Consider the following 15947-nt stretch of genomic DNA (forward strand, 5'->3'; position numbering starts at 1 on the left):
TTTCATGCCGAGTCTGGCCGAGATCGCGCGCTACTTCACCGGAGCCGCGCGCCTCATGGCGGGGCGGCGCGACGGGCTGTCGCTTCTCGACATCAGCGCCGACGGGTTCTGGCGATCCTTCGCCGCGCTCGTCGTCGCCCTGCCGCCGACGGTTCTGTCCTGGCTGGAATATGAAAGCGTCGAGCGGCCGCCCTTTGCGGGGCATCTCGGGCGCTTCTCGACCTATGGCGCTCATGCGCTGGCCGATCTGACGGCCTGGCTTCTGCCGATCCTGATCATGGCGTCCTTCGCGCGCCTGCTCGGCTTCTCACGGAAGATGGTGCCCTTCGTGGTCGCGACGAACTGGGGCGGCGCGTTTCTCGCCTGGGTCTTCTCGCCCTTCTTCCTGCTCCTGCTGCTGACGGGGCCGAGCGACCTGACGGCGCTGCTCGGACTCGTCGTCGCCATCGCCTCGATCGTCTTGAGCGTGCGACTGATCGCCAACGCGACGGGCACCGACATTCCCATGTCCGTCGCCATCGTCACGATGATGGTCTTCGTCTCACTCCTCTCCTACGCCGCCGTCTCAGATCTCGTCGGCGTGCCCATAGCCTGAGCGAAGCGGCGGGTCTCCCGGCGCTGCATAGTCGACGCGGGTGAGATACAGCCCGTCGGGCGGCGCGACCGGGCCGCAGCGCTTGCGGTCGCGCGATTCCAGCGCGGCGACCAGATCCCGGTCGCTCCAGCGATGCTCGCCGACGAGCTTCAGCGAGCCCGCGAAGGAGCGGATCTGGTTGTGCAGAAAGGACTGCGCCGAGGCATGGATATGCACCTCGTCGCCGGGTCCGCGCACCACATCCAGCCGTTCCAGCGTGCGCACCGGGCTCTTCGCCTGACAGTTCACCGAGCGGAACGTGTTGAAATCATGGGTGCCGAGAAGGTGCTTGGCCGCGCGGTCCATCGCCTCGACATCCAGCGCCTTCCAGCACCACCAGACCTGGCCTTTCAGGATGCTCGGCGGCGGGCGGCGGTTCAGGATGCGATAGAGATAGTGCCGCTTGCGGGCCGAAAAGCGCGCGTCGAAATGATCGGGTACCAGCTCAGCCGAAAGGATCGCGACGCCCCCCTCCTCGCGCAGCCGCGCGTTCAGAGCGTCGCGCACCGTGTCGGTCCGCCAGAGCTTGGGGATATCGACATGGGCGACCTGCCCCGTCGCGTGGACGCCGGCATCCGTGCGCCCCGCGCCGAACAGCGTGACATCCTCGCTGCAAAACGCTTTCAGCGCGATCTCGACCGTTTCCTGAACCGACATGCCGTTTTTCTGGCGCTGCCAGCCGCAATAGGCCGTACCGTCATATTCGATGGTGAGCTTGTAGCGGGGCATGAGCTATCCGAGCCGCGTGCCGGCCGGCACGGCCGTGCCGCGCAGGAAGACCTCCGCCGGCCCGGCCTTGCCGCCGGCGCGCTGCACGTCGAGAAGGCGCACCGCCCCCTCCCCCGCCGCGATCAGAAGCCGGTCGTCCAGCGCCGCGCCGGGCCCGCCGGTGCCATCAGAGGCTTCCGCGCGCAGCAGCTTTAGGCGCTCGCCCGACAACGTGGTCCAGGCGCCAGGAAAGGGTGAGAAGGCGTTGATGCGGCGCGCGATCTCGGGCGCCGGGCGCGTCCAGTCGATCTCGGCCTCGCCCTTCTCGATCTTGCGGGCATAGAGCACCTCGCGCCCCGTGCGCGCGGCGATGGCGTCCTGCGGCTCGAAGCCGAGCGTGTCAGCCTCAAGCCCTTCGAGGGCGCGCACCATCAACCGGGCGCAGGATTCGGACAGGCGGTCGTGCAATTCGCCGGCCGTTTCGCGCGCGCCGATCGTGAGCGTGTCGGTCAGCGCCACCGGCCCGGTGTCGAGCCCGGCTTCCATGCGCATCACCATCATGCCCGTTTCGGCATCGCCCGCCTCGATGGCACGCTGGATGGGCGCGGCCCCGCGCCAGCGCGGCAGAAGCGAGCCATGGCCGTTCAGCGCGCCGAGGCGCGGCGCATTCAGAACCGCCTGCGGCAGAAGCAGCCCATAGGCGACGACGACGGCGACATCGGCCTGGAGCGCGGCGAAATCGGCCTGCTCCTCCGCGCCTTTCAGCGAAACGGGCGTGAGGATCTGGATCCCCAGCCGCTCGGCCTCAAGCGCGACGGGCGAGGGCGTCGGCGCGAGGCCCCGCCGACCGGCCGGGCGTGGCGGCTGCGAATACACGGCCGCGATCTCGTGGCCGGCGTCCGCGAGGGCGCGGAGCGTCGGAACGGAAAAGGCGGGTGTGCCCATGAAGACGACGCGCAGCGTCATGATCTCGCCCTTATGGAGGATGGCGCGCGGACGGCGGTGGCGCGTCAGAGCGTCTTCTTGGCCGCCTTGGTGAACTTGCGGATCACCATGTCGCGCTTGAGCTTGGAAATATGGTCGATGAAGAGGACGCCGTTGAGGTGGTCCATCTCGTGCTGGAGGCAGGTGGCGAGCAGCCCGTCGGCCTCGATCTCGCGCGTTTCCCCGGTCAAATCCTGAAAGCGCACGCGCACCGTCGCCGGGCGTTCGACCTCGGCGTAATAGTCGGGGATCGACAGGCAGCCTTCCTCGTAGCCCGAGCGCTCGTCGGACGAGGCGAGGATTTCCGGGTTCACGAAGATCTGCGGCTGCTTCTCCTCGTCTTCCTTGGCGAGGTCGATCACCAGCATCCGCAGGGGCTCGCCCACCTGAATGGCGGCCAGCCCGATGCCCGGCGCGTCATACATGGTTTCCAGCATGTCGTCGGCGAAACGGCGCACCGAATCGTCGATGCGCGCCACCGGTTCGGACACGCGGCGAAGGATGGGATCGGGGAGGATGACGAGAGGCTTGACGGTCATGTCCGTCAGGTAAACGCAGGCGCGGGAGCGGTCAACAGAGCGCGCCATGTTCTCCTTTTGATCTGGTGCATGTCGGACGAATCGCATAGGCTCCTTCCATGCGCTTCGCTGACCTCGCCGGCCTTCTCGACACGCCTTTGTTCGCTCTCGGCCAGCGCCCTGTGAGCCTCGGCGAAGCTTTGGTCGTGGCGGTTGCGCTCTGGCTCGTCTGGCGCTTTCTACGACGGTTTCGCCAGCCCGAAGGCTTCGACGGTGACGGAGTGGACGCGCTCCTGCGCGCGCAGGTCGAGCTGGCCGGCCGTGTTCATTCCATGGGCGAAATGCTGGGCGCGCGGCAGGCGGAGCTGGCCCGCAGCGTGGCCGAGCGGCTGGACGGGATGGGCCACCGCGTCGGCCGCTCGCTGTCGGACGCGCAGATCCAGACCGGCGAAACGCTGACGCGGCTGGCCGAGAGGCTGGCGGTGATCGACCGTGCGCAGGGCGAAATCCGGGGGCTCGCCGGCGAGGTCGTTCGGCTTCAGGATATTCTCGCCAACAAGCAGGCGCGCGGGGCCTTCGGGCAGGCGCGCATGGAAGCCATCGTCATGGATTCGCTGCCGCGCGGCGCCTATTCCTTTCAGGCGACGCTCTCCAACGGCAAGCGGCCGGACTGTCTCATTCCCATGCCGAACGGCGCGCCGTCGCTGGTGATCGACGCGAAGTTTCCGCTGGAATCCTGGAACGCCTTTCGCAATGCCCCGAGCGACGAGCATCGCGACGCCGCCGCGCAGCGCCTACGCCGCGACATGGACATGCATATCAAGGCCGTTTCCGAGAAGTACCTCCTGCCGGGCGAGACGCAGGACACGGCCTTTATCTTCCTCCCCTCCGAATCGGTTTTCGCGGAGTTGAACGAGCATTTCGAGGACGTGATCCGCCGAGCCCACCGCGCACGTGTGGTGATTGTGTCACCCTCGCTTCTGATGCTGTCGATCGAGGTCGTGAAGGCCCTGTTGAAAGATCAAAGAATGCGGCAGGAAGCAGGCAGGATTCAGAAGGAAGTCATTCTTCTGACCGAAGATCTGCAAAGGCTGGACGCGCGCGTTTCGGCGCTTCGAACCCACTTTTCTCAAGCCGGCCGGGATGTCGATCAGATCCTGACCACGACGGAGAAGCTGGTGCGGCGCGGAACGCGAATCGGCAGTCTCGAACTGGAACCGGGCGAACCCTTTCGCCCAGCCGAGAGCGGCAGGGGAGGTCATCAGGCTGATCGTTAAATTCCGAGGGTTTCCCCCAAAGAATCGGCAACCGAGGAAAAAATCCGACAGCCAATTCTTGACAATCTGCTAACGTGTCGGGATCGAAAATGCTTCCGCCGCGTTTTCCACAGGACTGGAAATTCGGGGACTTACCTCATGCGTGGTATGTTGAAGGCAGTTCTGGCAAGTCTCGTGCTCTGCGCGTCGCCGGCGGCTCTTCCGGCCATGGCAACGCAAGCCCTCGCCAGCACGGATTTGGCTTCGGCCTATAATGACAATACCGACGCGGCCTTCCGCATCGGCCTCCAGACGCGCCTCGCCTGGACGGGAGACTATGACGGCACGTTCGACGGGCGCGTCGGAACCCAGACATTGCGCGCCATTCGCGATTTTCAAGCCCGCACCGGGTTCAAACCCGACGGCGTGATGACCGACGCCTTCCTCAAGAAGGTGATCGCCGAGAGCGACAAGGTGCGCGACGGGCTGGGCTACCGGCTGGTGCGCGACGATCGCACCGGCGTCCGCGTCGGCCTCCCCGGCGCGCTCGTCTCCCCCGCCGGCGAAACCGAAGTCGGCTCGGTCTGGCGCTCGGCCGATAGCGGCGTCGAGATTGAGACGGTTCGCTTTCATGACGAGGGTTACTCGCTTCAGGGCGTCTTTAACGTCCTGTCCACAGATGGCGACAACAAGAAAGTCTCCTCCTCCACTCTGTCCAACGATGGCTTCACCATTCGCGGTCAGGAGGACGGTCGTTCCTTCCTGATCCGCTTCGCCGATCGCAACGGCGATCTGCGCGGCTTCTCGGTCGCCTGGGACAAGGGGCATGAGGAGGCCATCAAGCCCTATACGGTCGTCGCCTCCAATGCTTTCGACCCGTTCGCGGGGGAGCCGCATAGCGAAGAACTCGGCCCCATGGCCAAGCTCTTCCGCTCGGGCCGCGCAGAGGGCGTTGCCTTCGGCGAGCATGAAACGCAGACCGCGACGCCGCCCGCCGGCGAGCCCCAAGGCCCGGCGCTCGCGGCCCCTGGCTTCGACTCGTCAGGCACCGGCTTTGTCGTGTCCAAGGATGGCTGGCTGCTGACCAACGCACATGTCGCCAAGAGCTGCAAGACCGTTCTGGTCGGCGATCTCGGCGCGGCGTCCAAGGTGGTGGTGGACGAGGGGCACGATCTAGCCCTCCTGAAGGTCGATGCTCCGGTCGGCAAGCCGCTGCCGATCGTCACCAACAAGCCGCGTCTGGGCGAGGACATTCTCGCCCTCGGCTTCCCACTGCGGTCCATCCTGGCCGATAGCCTGAACGTGACACGCGGCAACATCTCCTCGCTCATGGGGCTGATGAACGACGCGAACTACCTGCAGATTTCGGCGCCCGTGCAGCCCGGCAATTCGGGGGGCCCGCTGGTGGATCTGGCCGGCCGCGTCGTCGGCGTCGTCACCGCCAAGCTCAACGCCGTGGCCGTTGCCGATCTGACGGGCGATATTCCGCAGTCCATCAACTTCGCGATCCGCCCGGACGCCGCCACCCGCTTCCTCGACCAGCACAAGGTCGCCTATCAGACGGCCGACGCCAAGGCTCCGTTGGAAAGCGTGCCGGACGCGACGGCCAAGGTGCAGGACTCGATCTATCCCGTGCTCTGCCTCGGCACGAAGTAAATCCGCCAGATACAACAAGGCGGCCTTTGACGGGCCGCCTTGTTGCGCGCTATGGTGACGGCCACGGGCTGGAGAGCCCCGGCCGTCCGCAGGCTGAACGCCCTTGGTGAAGCTCTCCGATCGAACAGCGTCCAACGGTCATCCCTTGTGGCATGTCGCGGGCGGCAACGCGGACTCCCCTCGCATATCGACATGCACCGAGCGGAGACCCTTATGACACGTTCCCCCAGGCCCCTCCCTGCCCTCGACGGGCTGAAGGATCAGGCCAAGCGTCTGCGCGCCGCACTCAGCGAGGACGGCCAGACCCTGTCTTATTCCAAGTCGCTGGAGCTTGTCGCCGCCCAGCACGGCTTTCGAGACTGGAACACGCTTCACGCCCATATCGGCCATCGCGGCGCCTTCGACCCGTACCGCCTCGGCGCGCGCGTCAAAGGCTTCTATCTCGGCCAGCCCTTCGAGGCGTCGGTCCTCGGCGTCGAGGCGCTGGGGAGCGAGAGCGGTCGCTATCGCCTCGTGCTCCAGTTCGACGAGCCCGTCGATGTCGTGACGTTCGACAGTTTCTCCGCCTTTCGCCAGCGCGTGTCCTGCCGTGTCGACGGCACGGGACGCACGATGGAGAAGACCTCGAACGGACGGCCGCAGGTCGAGTTGCTCTGGTAGGTTCGCACCAAAGATGCGAACGGGCTTCGAGAAAGACCTCTCGAGCAGCAGGACGGGCTTCCGGCCCGACAAGCCGACGCGCCTCTCGGTCGCCGACATTGCGACACGGGACGGCGGCAAGATTGCCTGAGGCTTTGCAGCGTTAGATGGAAGCATAACCCTCGGAGCGATCCGAGGACCTTCTACGGTAGCTCATTGGAAAGTTGCGCCCTGCTCAGAAGAGACCCAATCAGGCATTGCGCAACGCAACTGAGCCGGCTTCCACTCCTTCCCGTATGGTACTCTGTAATCAGCGGCAGCTACTCTTGCGGGTATCACCTATCATCGACACCACCTAGAAATGGTGGGTTACGCTAGGGGCTTCTTCGATGCAGACGTTCGATCCAGTCGAGCTTTTGACGTTGCCGCTCATGGCCAATCTTGCGACGGTCAGCAGTGACGGCGCACCCCGCAATTCGCCCGTCTGGTTTATCTGGGAGGACTCGACACTGTGGATGCCGGGGGCTCAGGGAGCGAGCGCAGTCAAACGATTGCAACAGGATTCACGTTGTTCCGTCGAGATCGTTCACTTCGACAACGATGCCGGGATTCTTCTGCACCTTGGCTTTCGCGGACACGCCTTGATCGAGCCCAACTGCCCCGCGCTCTTCAAGAGACTTTTGCGGAAATATCTCGGCCCTGAATCCAATTGGAACGAATGGTTCATCGAAAACGTCGCTCGGATCGATTCACCTTCCGGGCGAATGATCCGCCTGGTGCCGGAGAGCACATTCACCAATAACGTGTCGTTCTTCAAAACCGGCCCGGTACTGGCATGGCCTCCAACCGGATGGTCGCTGGAATCAGATTAGCCCATTAGGAATCAACCGAACGCGAAGCGCAGCGTGGTTGCTATGCGGCAATCCATTGCCTTAACGCTCGCCCGCTCAAACCGCCCATTTCTCATCCCCCGTGAAGGCCACCGTCAGCCAGCGATCCGGGCCTGCGCCGCCGATGGCCTTGCCGACTTCCTCACGGATGGCGTCGAAGGCGCCGATGCGGCCGAAGTCGCGGTCGGGAGGCACGACGAAATGGATCTCCACCATGCGCGAGCGGCCGGCGCGCGAGACATAGGTGTGGGCGCGGATGAAGCCGTGGCGGCGCACGGTCTCGTCGGCTACCCGCCGGGCCAGGGCGTCGAGATCGGCCGGGGCGAGCAGCAGGATGTCCTGAAACGCCTTGAACACCGTCTGAAGCGGAACGGGAATGAGACAGAGGGTCAGGAGCGCGAGGATCGCCGGATCCACATAAGGCGTCCAATGCGCGTAGGCTGTGCCCTCCAGCGCCCAGGCGACGATGAAGGCGCAGAGCAGCGCGGCGGTGATCGCGCCGGACATGATCCAGCCCTTGGCGTCCAGCGCGATGAAGGAGGAGTTGAGGACGCGGTTGGCGCGCCGGCCGTAGATCGCCATCACGATGCAGATCACGACGACGAAAAACGAATAGACGATGGCCCAGCCGAATTCGAGCGAGCGCCCGCCATCGAGGATCGTGCCAATGGCGTTGACGAAGGCATAGAAGGAGAGAAGCGACAGAAGCCCGCCATTGAAGGCGAGCACCATGGGCTCGAAATGCCAGAAGCCCATCTGGAAACGCTGGCTCGTGTCGCGCGCGATGAGGCGCGTGACGAGAAGCGCCATGCCGGTCATCGAGGCATCCACCACGGAGAAGACGCCATCGAACGCGATCGACAGCGATCCCGACAGGATGCCGAACACGACGCCCGTCGCCCCGATCAGGAGCGTCATGGCGATGGAAAGCTTCAGAACGGCGCTTTCGTCGGGCGCGGCGGCAGGCATCGGAGGGCTCCGGTCGTGGCAATCGACAAGGAGCTAGGGCAGGCCGGTTAAAGAAGCAGCCTGCCGGACGCTGACAGGCCGCTCACGAACGCGTCGTCAGCCGAGCCGCTTGGCATCAACCGAGTTTCTTGGCGAGCGCCGGGGTCGGCCAGCAGGTGGCGGGCAGGCCCAGCTTCTCCTCCGCCTGGCCGATGGAGCGGCGCGTCTTGAAGCCGGCCAAGCCGTCCGTGCCGCCGACATCGTAACCCTGTTTCTGCAACCGCTCTTGAAGGCGCGAGACGTCGCCCCGCGTCAGGCCGGACGCGCCCGGCCAGCGCGCGTCGAAGCCCCCGCCGCCGGCGATCCGGTCGGCCACATGGCCGATGAACAGGGCGTAGAGGTCGGAATTGTTGTATTCCTTGATGACGTAGAAATTGGGCGTCGCGACGAAAGCCGGCCCGAGGCGGCCCGCCGGCATCAGGAGATGGCCGGGGCGCTTCAGCTCGGCGTCGGGAAAGCCGCGGCCCGAGGCGCGCGCGACCCCGGCTTTGGCGAAATCGGCGATCGGGCGCGGACGATCCGGCCCCTCACCCGTGCAGGACACGCCGGCTGGAAAGCGCGCCTCGTAGCCCCAGGGCCGGCCGCGCTGCCAGCCCGACATCTGGAGATAATGGGCGATGGAGGCGAGCGTGTCGGGCACCGAATTCCAGATATCGGGGCGACCGTCGCCATCCTCGTCCACCGCAAGCGCGCGGAATTTCGAGGGCATGAACTGCGGCTGACCGAGCGCGCCAGCCCAGGAGGACTTCATGTCCGAGACCTTGAGATGGCCTTCCTGCACGATCTTGAGGGCGTCGATCAGCTCGGCGCGGAACATCTCCTTGCGGCGCGAGAGATAGGCCTTGGTGCCGAGCACCTCGAAGGCATTGTAGGGAATCTTCGCCGCGCCATAGCCGGACTCGCGGCCCCAGACGGCGAGAACGATCGGACCGGGAACGCCTGTTTCGCGTTCGATGCGCTGGAGAAGCGCGCCGTTGGCCTGCAGGAGCGCGCGGCCCTTGGCGACGACGCCCGCGATCTTCTTCTCGTCGAAATAGGCGGCGGGGCTCTGGAACTCGGCCTGACGGTTCACCTCCTCCACCTTCGGCTTCTGGCCGGGGAGCTGCAGGTCGGGCAGGCTCAAGTTGGGCTCCACGCCCCGGAAGGCGGCGTCGAAGGTCGCGCGCGACACGCCCTTCGCCCGCGCCTCGGGCCAGATTTCACCCTCCAGAAAGCGGCGGAAGCCGGCCTCGATCTCGGGCTTGGGCGCGGCCAACGCGGGCGCCGTCACAGCCATCAGGGCAAGGCACAGGGCCGCCAGTCGCTTCTTCATCATGCGGATTCCTTGGGGGAGACAGTCCCTCTCCCGCCGGAAGGCTAAGGCCACGAGCTTGCGTCGAACTCGTGGCGAGGGGTCTCACGTCTTGGCGAGAGGGCCGGCCAGAAGGCGCAGCACGGCGGCCGGGTCGCCCGTCCCCGTCCCGTCCGGCGGCGCGCGGCCGTCCAGCGCCAGGACCGCCAGCCCATGCACCAGCGCCCAGCAGGCGAGCGTGGCGGCGGGGTCGTTCGTCAACGTGGCCACCCGGCGCGCCAGAACGCCGTAAGCCGTTTCACCCACAGGCTCGCGCGGCACGCAGGCGCCCGAGAACATCAGGCGAAACAGCGCGGGATGCGCTTGCGCGAAACGGAGATAGGCGAGCCCCTGCGCGACCACGGCCTCGCTCCCCTCCGCCGTCGCATCGGCTTCCACCAAGGCCTCGCGAAGCCGCTCGAACCCATGGCCGGCCACCGCGCCCATGAGCGCGGCCTTGTCGGCGAAGTGGCGATAGGGCGCCATGGCCGAGACGCCGACATCCCGCGCCAGCGCCCGGAGGCTGAGATCATTCGCCCCCCCTTCCAGCGCCGCCACAGCGGCTGCGATCAGCCGCGCACGCAAACCGGACTCTTCGATGGGAGACATGACTGTTTACGCCGTACACATTCCGCGCTACGTTTACGGTGTAAACAAGGAAGCCTTCCCGATGCAAGCCAAACCGAAGCGCCAAAGCGTCGATCTCTCCGCCTTTCCCGATCTTGTGATGGTGCTCCTGGGTTTTCAGGTGCAGGGCTGGCGCGGCGTGCCGGCGCTCCTGCGCATTGGCCGGGGCCTGCGCGCGCTGCGCGACCACGCGCCGGACGGGCTCCTCTGGGACCAGCAGTTCATTTATGGTTGGAATCATGTCGGCATCCGCCAATATTGGCGCGATCCGGACAGTCTGGAGCGCTTCACCCGCGCCGAGCCCCATTCGCTCTGGTGGCGCGCTTTCCTGCGCGATGCCCAGACCTGCGGCTTCTGGCACGAGGCCTTTCACGCGCGCGGCGGCGTCGAGGCGATCTATGTCAACCTGCCCCGGCCCGGCGGCCTCGCCGCCTTCGCGCCCGAGCGCGCGCCGATCGGCCCCTTCATGACGAGCCGGGACCGCGTGCGCGCCGATGCCGAAGCGCGGCGGGGATAGGGTCTATATCTTGGTGCGCGAGCGCATGGCGGCCGAGAGCGTGCCCTCGTCGAGATAGTCCAGCTCGCCGCCGACCGGCACACCATGGGCGAGGCGCGTGATCTTGAGATCGAACCCGTCGAGCTGGTCGATGATGTAATGCGCTGTTGTCTGACCCTCGACCGTGGCGTTCACGGCGATGATGATCTCGGAAATGCCCCCTTCCGTGACGCGCTCCACGAGGCGGCGGATGGTGAGGTCTTCCGGGCCGATTCCTTCCAGCGGCGAGAGCACGCCGCCCAGCACATGATAGCTGGCGTTCAGCGCCTTGGCGCGCTCCAACGCCCAGAGATCGGACACGTCCTCCACCACGATCACGGTGGAGCGGTCACGCCCGGCATCGGTGCAGATCGTGCAAGGGTCGCGCGTGTCGATATTGCCGCAATGCGAGCAGACCTTCACCTCCTCCGCCGCCTCGGCCATGGCCGCGCCGAGCGGGCGCAGGAGCTGTTCGCGCCGCTTCACCAGATGCAGGGCGGCGCGCCGGGCCGAGCGGGGGCCGAGCCCCGGCAGCTTGGCGAGAAGCTGGATCAGCCGCTCGATCTCGGGACCGGCGATGGACTTGGCCATTCGGGAAGACGCTTTCAGCGGTGTCTCAGGCAATGGGGCGGCCCCGCAGGGCCGCCATAGGCGTAGCGAAAAGCCTAGAACGGCAGCTTCAGGCCCGGAGGCAGCGGCAGGCCGGCGGTGAGGGCCTGCGTCTTTTCCTGGATCAAGGCGTCGAGCTTGCGCTTGGCGTCGGCATGGGCGGCGACGATCAGGTCTTCGAGAATGTCCTTCTCGTCGGCCTTGAGAAGCGAGGGGTCGAGATTGAGCGATTCCAGTTCGCCCGAACCTTTCAGCGTCACGGACACGACGCCGCCGCCGGCCTGGCCGCTGGCCGTGGTCTCGGCGATCTCGGCCTGCAGGCCCTGCATCTTCTCCTGCATGGCCTTGGCCTGCTTCATCATGCCCATGAGATCCTTCATGCCGGGCCGTGCTCCTTCTGCCGCGTTGAATCGAAAAGCTCAGTCGTCGTCATCGTCGTCGCCGGGTTCCAGCGACGCGTCGAACGCTATGTCGTCATCCGCGCCGCCCATGCCAAGGTCCGGCTCGCCCACATCATATTGTTCGGGCAGACCGCCATCCCCGACGAAATCGTCCAGGGGCTCGGCGGGTTCCGGCTCGGGCGGCGTTTCCGGCTCGCTGCGCAGGCGCACCTCGCGCACCTTCGCGCCCGGCATGGCGGCGAGAATGGCGGCGACATCGGGGTCGGCCTCCGCCTCGCGGATCAGCTGCGCGCGCCGCGCCGCGTCGAGCTCCTCCAGCGTTTCGCTGCCACCCGACGGCGCGACGGTGACGACCCAGCGCAGGCCCGTCCAGTCGAACAGACGCTTGGCGAGATCGCCGGCAAAGCTCACCGGCGCGCCCTCGGCCGGCTGGATTTCCAGGCGGCCGGGCTCGATGCGTACCAGCCGGAGATAGCGGCGAATGCGCGTCTTCATCAGCGAATCGCGCTTCTCGCCCGCGAGCTTTTCGAGATCGCGCAAGGAGGCCGGCATGGACTGCGGATCGGCGTCCACCGCGCCGACGCGCGCGGGCTGCGCGTCCGGCGCGGGCGCGGCCATGCGCGCAGCGAGCGACAGTCCGCCGCCCTGGATCGTGCGCAGCTGCATGGTCGGCCCGCCGCCCGGCCCCGAGCCGTTCGGCCCCGCCATGCCCCGCGCATCCGCGGGCGCACCGTTCGGCGCGCCGTTGCCCGGCAGGCGCGGCTGGCCGCCCGGCGCGCCACCGAGCGCCGCCAGTTGGCCGCCGCCTTCGCGCAGAAGCTTCACGAGTTCGTCCGGCGAAGGCAGATCGGCAGCATAGGCGATGCGGATCATCGCCATTTCGGCGGCCTGGCGCGGCGAGGCGGCGGAGCGCGCCTCCTCGATCGCCTTCAGGAGCATCTGCCAGACTTCCGACAGGGTGCGCACGGAGAGGCGCGCGGCGAAGTCGCGCCCGCGCTCCACCTCGTCGGGAGACAATGAAGCGTCGCCCGCCGTTTCGGGCACGAAGCGCAGCGAGGTGACGAGATGGCTGAAATCGGCGAGATCGGTCAGCACCACGACCGGATCGGCTCCGGCCTGATATTGCTCTGCGAACTCGCGCAAGGCCCCTGCCCCGTCGCCCTTCATCAGAAGCTCGAACAGGTCCACCACCCGCGCGCGGTCGGCCAAGCCCAGCATGTCGCGCACGGTCTGCGCCGACACATGGCCCGCGCCGTGCGCGATGGCCTGATCGGTGAGCGACAGCGCATCGCGCACCGAGCCCTCGGAGGCGCGGGCGATGAGGCGCAACGCGCCTTCCTCGGCCTCGATCTTTTCCGAGCCCAGCACGCGCTGGAGATGGCTCATCATCGTGGCCGGATCGACGCGGCGCAGGTCGAAGCGCTGGCAGCGCGACAGGACGGTGATGGGAACCTTGCGGATTTCGGTCGTGGCGAAGACGAATTTCACATGCTCGGGCGGCTCTTCCAGCGTCTTCAGCAGGCCGTTGAAGGCCTGCGTGGAGAGCATGTGCACCTCGTCGATGATATAGACCTTGTAGCGCGCCGAAACCGGGCGATAGCGCACCTGCGCGATGATCTCACGGATATCGTCGATGCCCGTGTGCGAGGCGGCGTCCATCTCCACCACGTCCACATGCCGCCCTTCCATGATCGCCTGATCGTGGATGCCGGGCTCGACCATATGGATGGTCGGCTGGTGGATCGTCTCGGTCTCGTAATTCAGGGCGCGGGCGAGGATGCGCGCCGTCGTCGTCTTGCCGACGCCGCGCACGCCCGTCAGCATCCAGGCCTGGGCGATGCGATTCGCCTCGAAGGCGTTGGTGAGGGTGCGCACCATCGGCTCCTGGCCGATCAGGTCGTCGAAGGAGCGCGGCCGGTATTTGCGCGCGAGAACGCGGTAGGAGCCGCCCGAGCCCCCCGTTTCAGCCAGTTCGTCGCGGTTCTCAGCCATGCCGTCTCGTTCGAATGCGCCCCCGCGCCGGGGCGAGCCCACGCGGCGCGACACTAAAGCAAAGGGACCTGATTGAAACCCGCGCTTTGTCGCTGGGACGGTCTACAAGGCTTTTCGCTCAATGCAATGCGCGGGAGGCGAGGCCATGCGTGGGAGGCGATCCGAGCCCAACGCTCTTCGAAGCCGGCTCTTACACGCGAGCGGGCTTGGCGAACGGCTTAAAACGGGCGAGGGAAAGGGTGGGAGGCTGGCACGATGACCCGCGCCGGATTCGCTGGGGCTGCTTCCTTCCGGACCTGACCCGGTTGGCGAGCGGCTCGTCCACCACCAACCTCCCAAGGCTCATATCGTGGAGAAACGTGCCGAATGCAAGCCACCACCGATCACGAACTCGACGAACGCCTTCGGGCCGACACGATTTTCATCGCCGACCTGCCGCTGTCGCGCCTTCTCCTGATGAACGACCGCCGCTGGCCCTGGGCGATTCTGGTGCCGCGCCGTGCCGGGATCGTGGAACTGTTCGAGCTCGCGGCCGAGGATCGCCACCAGCTCGATGCGGAAGCTTGTGACGTCGCGAAAGCGATGCAGGCTTTGAGCGGGGCGGAAAAGATGAATGTCGCGACGTTGGGCAACATCGTGCGCCAGTTCCATCTTCATGTCGTCGCGCGCCAGGAGGGCGATCCGAACTGGCCCGGCCCCGTCTGGGGTTTCGGCGCGCGCGAGCCCTATTCCTCTGATGAGGCGCAGTCCCTTCGCGCCCGCCTTCTCGAAAGCCTGTCATGATCGCTCCGACCCCTCGCCTCGGTTTTGCCGGCAACCGCCTCGTCCGCGACGGAGAGCTCCGAACCGAAACGAGCCTTGCCGAGGCGCTGGATCACCCGGAGGCCGGCTTCTATGTCCAGGCAGCCGGACAATGGCTGGCGCATCAGGATGGCGACGCGATCCGCCCGCTGTTCGGGCGCGCGGAAGCGCAGACGCTTCTGGGTTCGCAGGAGGCGGAGCTTCTGCTCGGCCACACCGGGGATGGGCTGCCGCGTCTGGCCGTGCGCCTGTCGGAGGCGCGGATCGCAGCCCTCGGGATGGACGGCGAAGGGGCGGAGCGGCGTCTGGGTGGTCTGCCGCTGTTCGACCTGCGCACGCTCGGCCTGCACGTAGCCCTCGACGCCGACACGGAAGGGCAGCTCGCCCAAGCCGCCCATCTCCTGAACTGGCATGACTCGGCCCGCTTCTGCGGGCGCTGCGGCGGCGCAACCGTGTCAGAGGCAGCAGGCTTCCGACGCCGCTGCACAAAATGCGATCACATGATCTTTCCGCGCACGGACCCGGTGTCGATCATGCTGGTGCAGGACGGGGCCGGCCGCTGCCTCATGGGGCGGCAGCCGCATTTTCCCGCCGGCATGTGGTCGTGCCTTGCCGGCTTTATCGAGGCGGGCGAAACGATCGAGGACGCGGTGCGGCGCGAAACCTTCGAGGAAGCTGGGATCACGGTCGGCGCCGTGCGCTACCATTCCTCGCAGCCTTGGCCCTTTCCGAACTCGCTGATGATCGGCTGCATGGCCGAGGCGCTGACGACGGAGATCCAGTTCGACGGCGCGGAACTGGAGGATTGCCGATGGTTCGACCGCGAGGAGGTGCGCGCCATGCTGGAAGGGCGGCACCCGCAAGGGCTCACCCTACCGGCTCCCTTCGCCATTGCGCACCACCTGATTCGTGCCTTTTTGGAAGGCAAGGAGCGCGATGATGCATTTCTATGAGGCAATTTCTTAAAATGCGATAAACGGAAATATGACTATGCCATGCGCAGATTGCACAACTGGCGTGCAGACTTTGCTCTCCTAAGAGGCAGAGGGGTCGCTTATATCTCGGTCAACAAACGAACCCATTCTGGAACAGTCCGATGATCACCGAGATCGCCTCCCGCCTCCGCAACCTCCGCTCTCACCGCCGCACCGTCGCCGAGCTCAGCCGCATGGACGACCGTATGCTCAGCGACATCGGCGTGCTGCGCGGCGACATCGAGCGCATGGTTCGCGTCGGCCGCTAAGCGCCGAAAAAACCCGCCGGGCACCTCGACCCGGCCGACGAAAAAGCCCCGCCAAGCGGGGCTTTTTGCTGTTTGGGGTTCGGGTTCGAACAAGGGGTGGGCGACCGAGGCCACCC

At 66.4% G+C, this 15947-nt stretch carries 18 protein-coding genes and 1 other RNA gene; 9 read left to right on the top strand and 10 right to left on the bottom strand.

What is annotated here, in order from left to right; translation table 11 throughout:
- Positions 1-4 precede the first annotated feature (4 nt).
- Positions 5-595 (top strand): hypothetical protein, encoded by a 591-nt coding sequence (locus AUL36_RS17865; RefSeq protein WP_062222871.1) that lies wholly within the window; start codon positions 5-7, stop codon positions 593-595.
- Here AUL36_RS17865 and truA read toward each other — a convergent pair.
- The 3 genes from truA to def are packed head-to-tail and all read right to left on the bottom strand — an operon-like array spanning position 566 to position 2865.
- The gene (gene truA / locus AUL36_RS17870; RefSeq protein WP_062222874.1) at positions 566-1363 is read right to left on the bottom strand and encodes a tRNA pseudouridine(38-40) synthase TruA; all 798 of its coding nucleotides are present in this window, start codon (positions 1361-1363) and stop codon (positions 566-568) included. The genes AUL36_RS17865 and truA overlap by 30 nt on opposite strands.
- A gap of 3 nt (positions 1364-1366) precedes the next feature.
- Complete coding sequence (fmt, locus tag AUL36_RS17875; RefSeq protein ID WP_062222876.1) at positions 1367-2308, bottom strand: methionyl-tRNA formyltransferase; 942 nt, start codon at positions 2306-2308, stop codon at positions 1367-1369.
- 44 nt (positions 2309-2352) lie between these two features.
- The gene (gene def / locus AUL36_RS17880; RefSeq protein WP_062223025.1) at positions 2353-2865 is read right to left on the bottom strand and encodes a peptide deformylase; all 513 of its coding nucleotides are present in this window, start codon (positions 2863-2865) and stop codon (positions 2353-2355) included.
- A gap of 98 nt (positions 2866-2963) precedes the next feature.
- Between def and AUL36_RS17885 the strand changes: the two genes are divergently transcribed.
- From AUL36_RS17885 to AUL36_RS17900, 4 genes are all read left to right on the top strand, one after another.
- Complete coding sequence (locus AUL36_RS17885; RefSeq protein WP_062222877.1) at positions 2964-4121, top strand: DNA recombination protein RmuC; 1158 nt, start codon at positions 2964-2966, stop codon at positions 4119-4121.
- 138 nt (positions 4122-4259) lie between these two features.
- Positions 4260-5756 carry a serine protease gene (locus tag AUL36_RS17890; protein WP_062222879.1) on the top strand — a complete coding sequence of 499 codons (1497 nt, stop codon included), beginning with the start codon at positions 4260-4262 and terminating at the stop codon, positions 5754-5756.
- Positions 5757-5969: 213 nt separating this feature from the next.
- Positions 5970-6416: a glyoxalase superfamily protein gene (locus tag AUL36_RS17895; RefSeq protein WP_062222882.1), complete on the top strand. Its 447-nt coding sequence runs from the start codon at positions 5970-5972 to the stop codon at positions 6414-6416.
- A gap of 368 nt (positions 6417-6784) precedes the next feature.
- Positions 6785-7267, top strand: coding sequence for a pyridoxamine 5'-phosphate oxidase family protein (locus AUL36_RS17900; RefSeq protein WP_062222885.1), 483 nt, complete (start codon positions 6785-6787; stop codon positions 7265-7267).
- Positions 7268-7342: 75 nt separating this feature from the next.
- Here AUL36_RS17900 and AUL36_RS17905 read toward each other — a convergent pair whose 3' ends face one another.
- From AUL36_RS17905 to AUL36_RS17915, 3 genes are all read right to left on the bottom strand, one after another.
- Positions 7343-8254 carry a cation diffusion facilitator family transporter gene (locus tag AUL36_RS17905; RefSeq protein ID WP_062222887.1) on the bottom strand — a complete coding sequence of 304 codons (912 nt, stop codon included), beginning with the start codon at positions 8252-8254 and terminating at the stop codon, positions 7343-7345.
- Positions 8255-8369: 115 nt separating this feature from the next.
- Positions 8370-9605 (bottom strand): lytic murein transglycosylase, encoded by a 1236-nt coding sequence (locus tag AUL36_RS17910; RefSeq protein WP_062223027.1) that lies wholly within the window; start codon positions 9603-9605, stop codon positions 8370-8372.
- An 84-nt stretch (positions 9606-9689) separates the two neighbouring features.
- Positions 9690-10232 carry a TetR/AcrR family transcriptional regulator gene (locus AUL36_RS17915; protein ID WP_082640481.1) on the bottom strand — a complete coding sequence of 181 codons (543 nt, stop codon included), beginning with the start codon at positions 10230-10232 and terminating at the stop codon, positions 9690-9692.
- A 61-nt stretch (positions 10233-10293) separates the two neighbouring features.
- Here AUL36_RS17915 and AUL36_RS17920 point away from each other — a divergent pair, with 61 nt between their 5' ends.
- Positions 10294-10767 (top strand): monooxygenase family protein, encoded by a 474-nt coding sequence (locus AUL36_RS17920; RefSeq protein WP_062222895.1) that lies wholly within the window; start codon positions 10294-10296, stop codon positions 10765-10767.
- Positions 10768-10770: 3 nt separating this feature from the next.
- Here the strand turns inward: AUL36_RS17920 and recR are convergent, their stop codons facing one another.
- The 4 genes from recR to ffs form a co-directional block, all read right to left on the bottom strand.
- Positions 10771-11376, bottom strand: a complete 606-nt coding sequence (recR, locus tag AUL36_RS17925) for a recombination mediator RecR (RefSeq protein WP_062222899.1) — start codon at positions 11374-11376, stop codon at positions 10771-10773.
- A gap of 74 nt (positions 11377-11450) precedes the next feature.
- Positions 11451-11774, bottom strand: coding sequence for a YbaB/EbfC family nucleoid-associated protein (locus tag AUL36_RS17930; protein WP_058601003.1), 324 nt, complete (start codon positions 11772-11774; stop codon positions 11451-11453).
- A gap of 39 nt (positions 11775-11813) precedes the next feature.
- Positions 11814-13787 carry a DNA polymerase III subunit gamma/tau gene (locus AUL36_RS17935; protein WP_062222902.1) on the bottom strand — a complete coding sequence of 658 codons (1974 nt, stop codon included), beginning with the start codon at positions 13785-13787 and terminating at the stop codon, positions 11814-11816.
- 239 nt (positions 13788-14026) lie between these two features.
- Positions 14027-14123: signal recognition particle sRNA small type (gene ffs, locus AUL36_RS17940), an RNA gene on the bottom strand.
- A 30-nt stretch (positions 14124-14153) separates the two neighbouring features.
- On the opposite strand from ffs, the gene AUL36_RS17945 reads away from it, so the two are divergent.
- From AUL36_RS17945 to AUL36_RS23370, 3 genes are all read left to right on the top strand, one after another.
- Complete coding sequence (locus AUL36_RS17945) at positions 14154-14570, top strand: HIT domain-containing protein (protein ID WP_062222904.1); 417 nt, start codon at positions 14154-14156, stop codon at positions 14568-14570.
- Entirely contained in the window at positions 14567-15541 is a 975-nt protein-coding gene (gene nudC, locus AUL36_RS17950) for an NAD(+) diphosphatase (protein ID WP_062222906.1), read from the top strand. Before AUL36_RS17945 ends, nudC begins: the two co-directional genes overlap by 4 nt.
- A gap of 143 nt (positions 15542-15684) precedes the next feature.
- Positions 15685-15831, top strand: coding sequence for a DUF1127 domain-containing protein (locus AUL36_RS23370; protein WP_082640480.1), 147 nt, complete (start codon positions 15685-15687; stop codon positions 15829-15831).
- Positions 15832-15947: the final 116 nt, after the last annotated feature.

The sequence above is a fragment of the Aureimonas sp. D3 genome, assembly GCF_001463805.1.
GTDB classification, from domain to species: domain Bacteria; phylum Pseudomonadota; class Alphaproteobacteria; order Rhizobiales; family Rhizobiaceae; genus Aureimonas; species Aureimonas ureilytica_A.

Excerpts from the sequence above, each read along its gene's own strand:
- fmt (WP_062222876.1), bottom strand. The coding sequence starts at position 2,308 with ATGACGCTGCGCGTCGTCTTCATGGGCACACCCGCCTTTTCCGTTCCG.
- AUL36_RS17915 (WP_082640481.1), bottom strand. The coding sequence starts at position 10,232 with ATGTCTCCCATCGAAGAGTCCGGTTTGCGTGCGCGGCTGATCGCAGCC.
- AUL36_RS17890 (WP_062222879.1), top strand. The coding sequence starts at position 4,260 with ATGCGTGGTATGTTGAAGGCAGTTCTGGCAAGTCTCGTGCTCTGCGCG.
- AUL36_RS17905 (WP_062222887.1), bottom strand. The coding sequence starts at position 8,254 with ATGCCTGCCGCCGCGCCCGACGAAAGCGCCGTTCTGAAGCTTTCCATC.
- AUL36_RS17930 (WP_058601003.1), bottom strand. The coding sequence starts at position 11,774 with ATGAAGGATCTCATGGGCATGATGAAGCAGGCCAAGGCCATGCAGGAG.
- AUL36_RS17900 (WP_062222885.1), top strand. The coding sequence starts at position 6,785 with ATGCAGACGTTCGATCCAGTCGAGCTTTTGACGTTGCCGCTCATGGCC.
- AUL36_RS17945 (WP_062222904.1), top strand. The coding sequence starts at position 14,154 with ATGCAAGCCACCACCGATCACGAACTCGACGAACGCCTTCGGGCCGAC.
- AUL36_RS23370 (WP_082640480.1), top strand. The coding sequence starts at position 15,685 with ATGATCACCGAGATCGCCTCCCGCCTCCGCAACCTCCGCTCTCACCGC.
- AUL36_RS17935 (WP_062222902.1), bottom strand. The coding sequence starts at position 13,787 with ATGGCTGAGAACCGCGACGAACTGGCTGAAACGGGGGGCTCGGGCGGC.
- AUL36_RS17895 (WP_062222882.1), top strand. The coding sequence starts at position 5,970 with ATGACACGTTCCCCCAGGCCCCTCCCTGCCCTCGACGGGCTGAAGGAT.
- truA (WP_062222874.1), bottom strand. The coding sequence starts at position 1,363 with ATGCCCCGCTACAAGCTCACCATCGAATATGACGGTACGGCCTATTGC.
- AUL36_RS17885 (WP_062222877.1), top strand. The coding sequence starts at position 2,964 with ATGCGCTTCGCTGACCTCGCCGGCCTTCTCGACACGCCTTTGTTCGCT.
- def (WP_062223025.1), bottom strand. The coding sequence starts at position 2,865 with ATGACCGTCAAGCCTCTCGTCATCCTCCCCGATCCCATCCTTCGCCGC.
- AUL36_RS17865 (WP_062222871.1), top strand. The coding sequence starts at position 5 with ATGCCGAGTCTGGCCGAGATCGCGCGCTACTTCACCGGAGCCGCGCGC.
- AUL36_RS17910 (WP_062223027.1), bottom strand. The coding sequence starts at position 9,605 with ATGAAGAAGCGACTGGCGGCCCTGTGCCTTGCCCTGATGGCTGTGACG.
- nudC (WP_062222906.1), top strand. The coding sequence starts at position 14,567 with ATGATCGCTCCGACCCCTCGCCTCGGTTTTGCCGGCAACCGCCTCGTC.
- recR (WP_062222899.1), bottom strand. The coding sequence starts at position 11,376 with ATGGCCAAGTCCATCGCCGGTCCCGAGATCGAGCGGCTGATCCAGCTT.
- AUL36_RS17920 (WP_062222895.1), top strand. The coding sequence starts at position 10,294 with ATGCAAGCCAAACCGAAGCGCCAAAGCGTCGATCTCTCCGCCTTTCCC.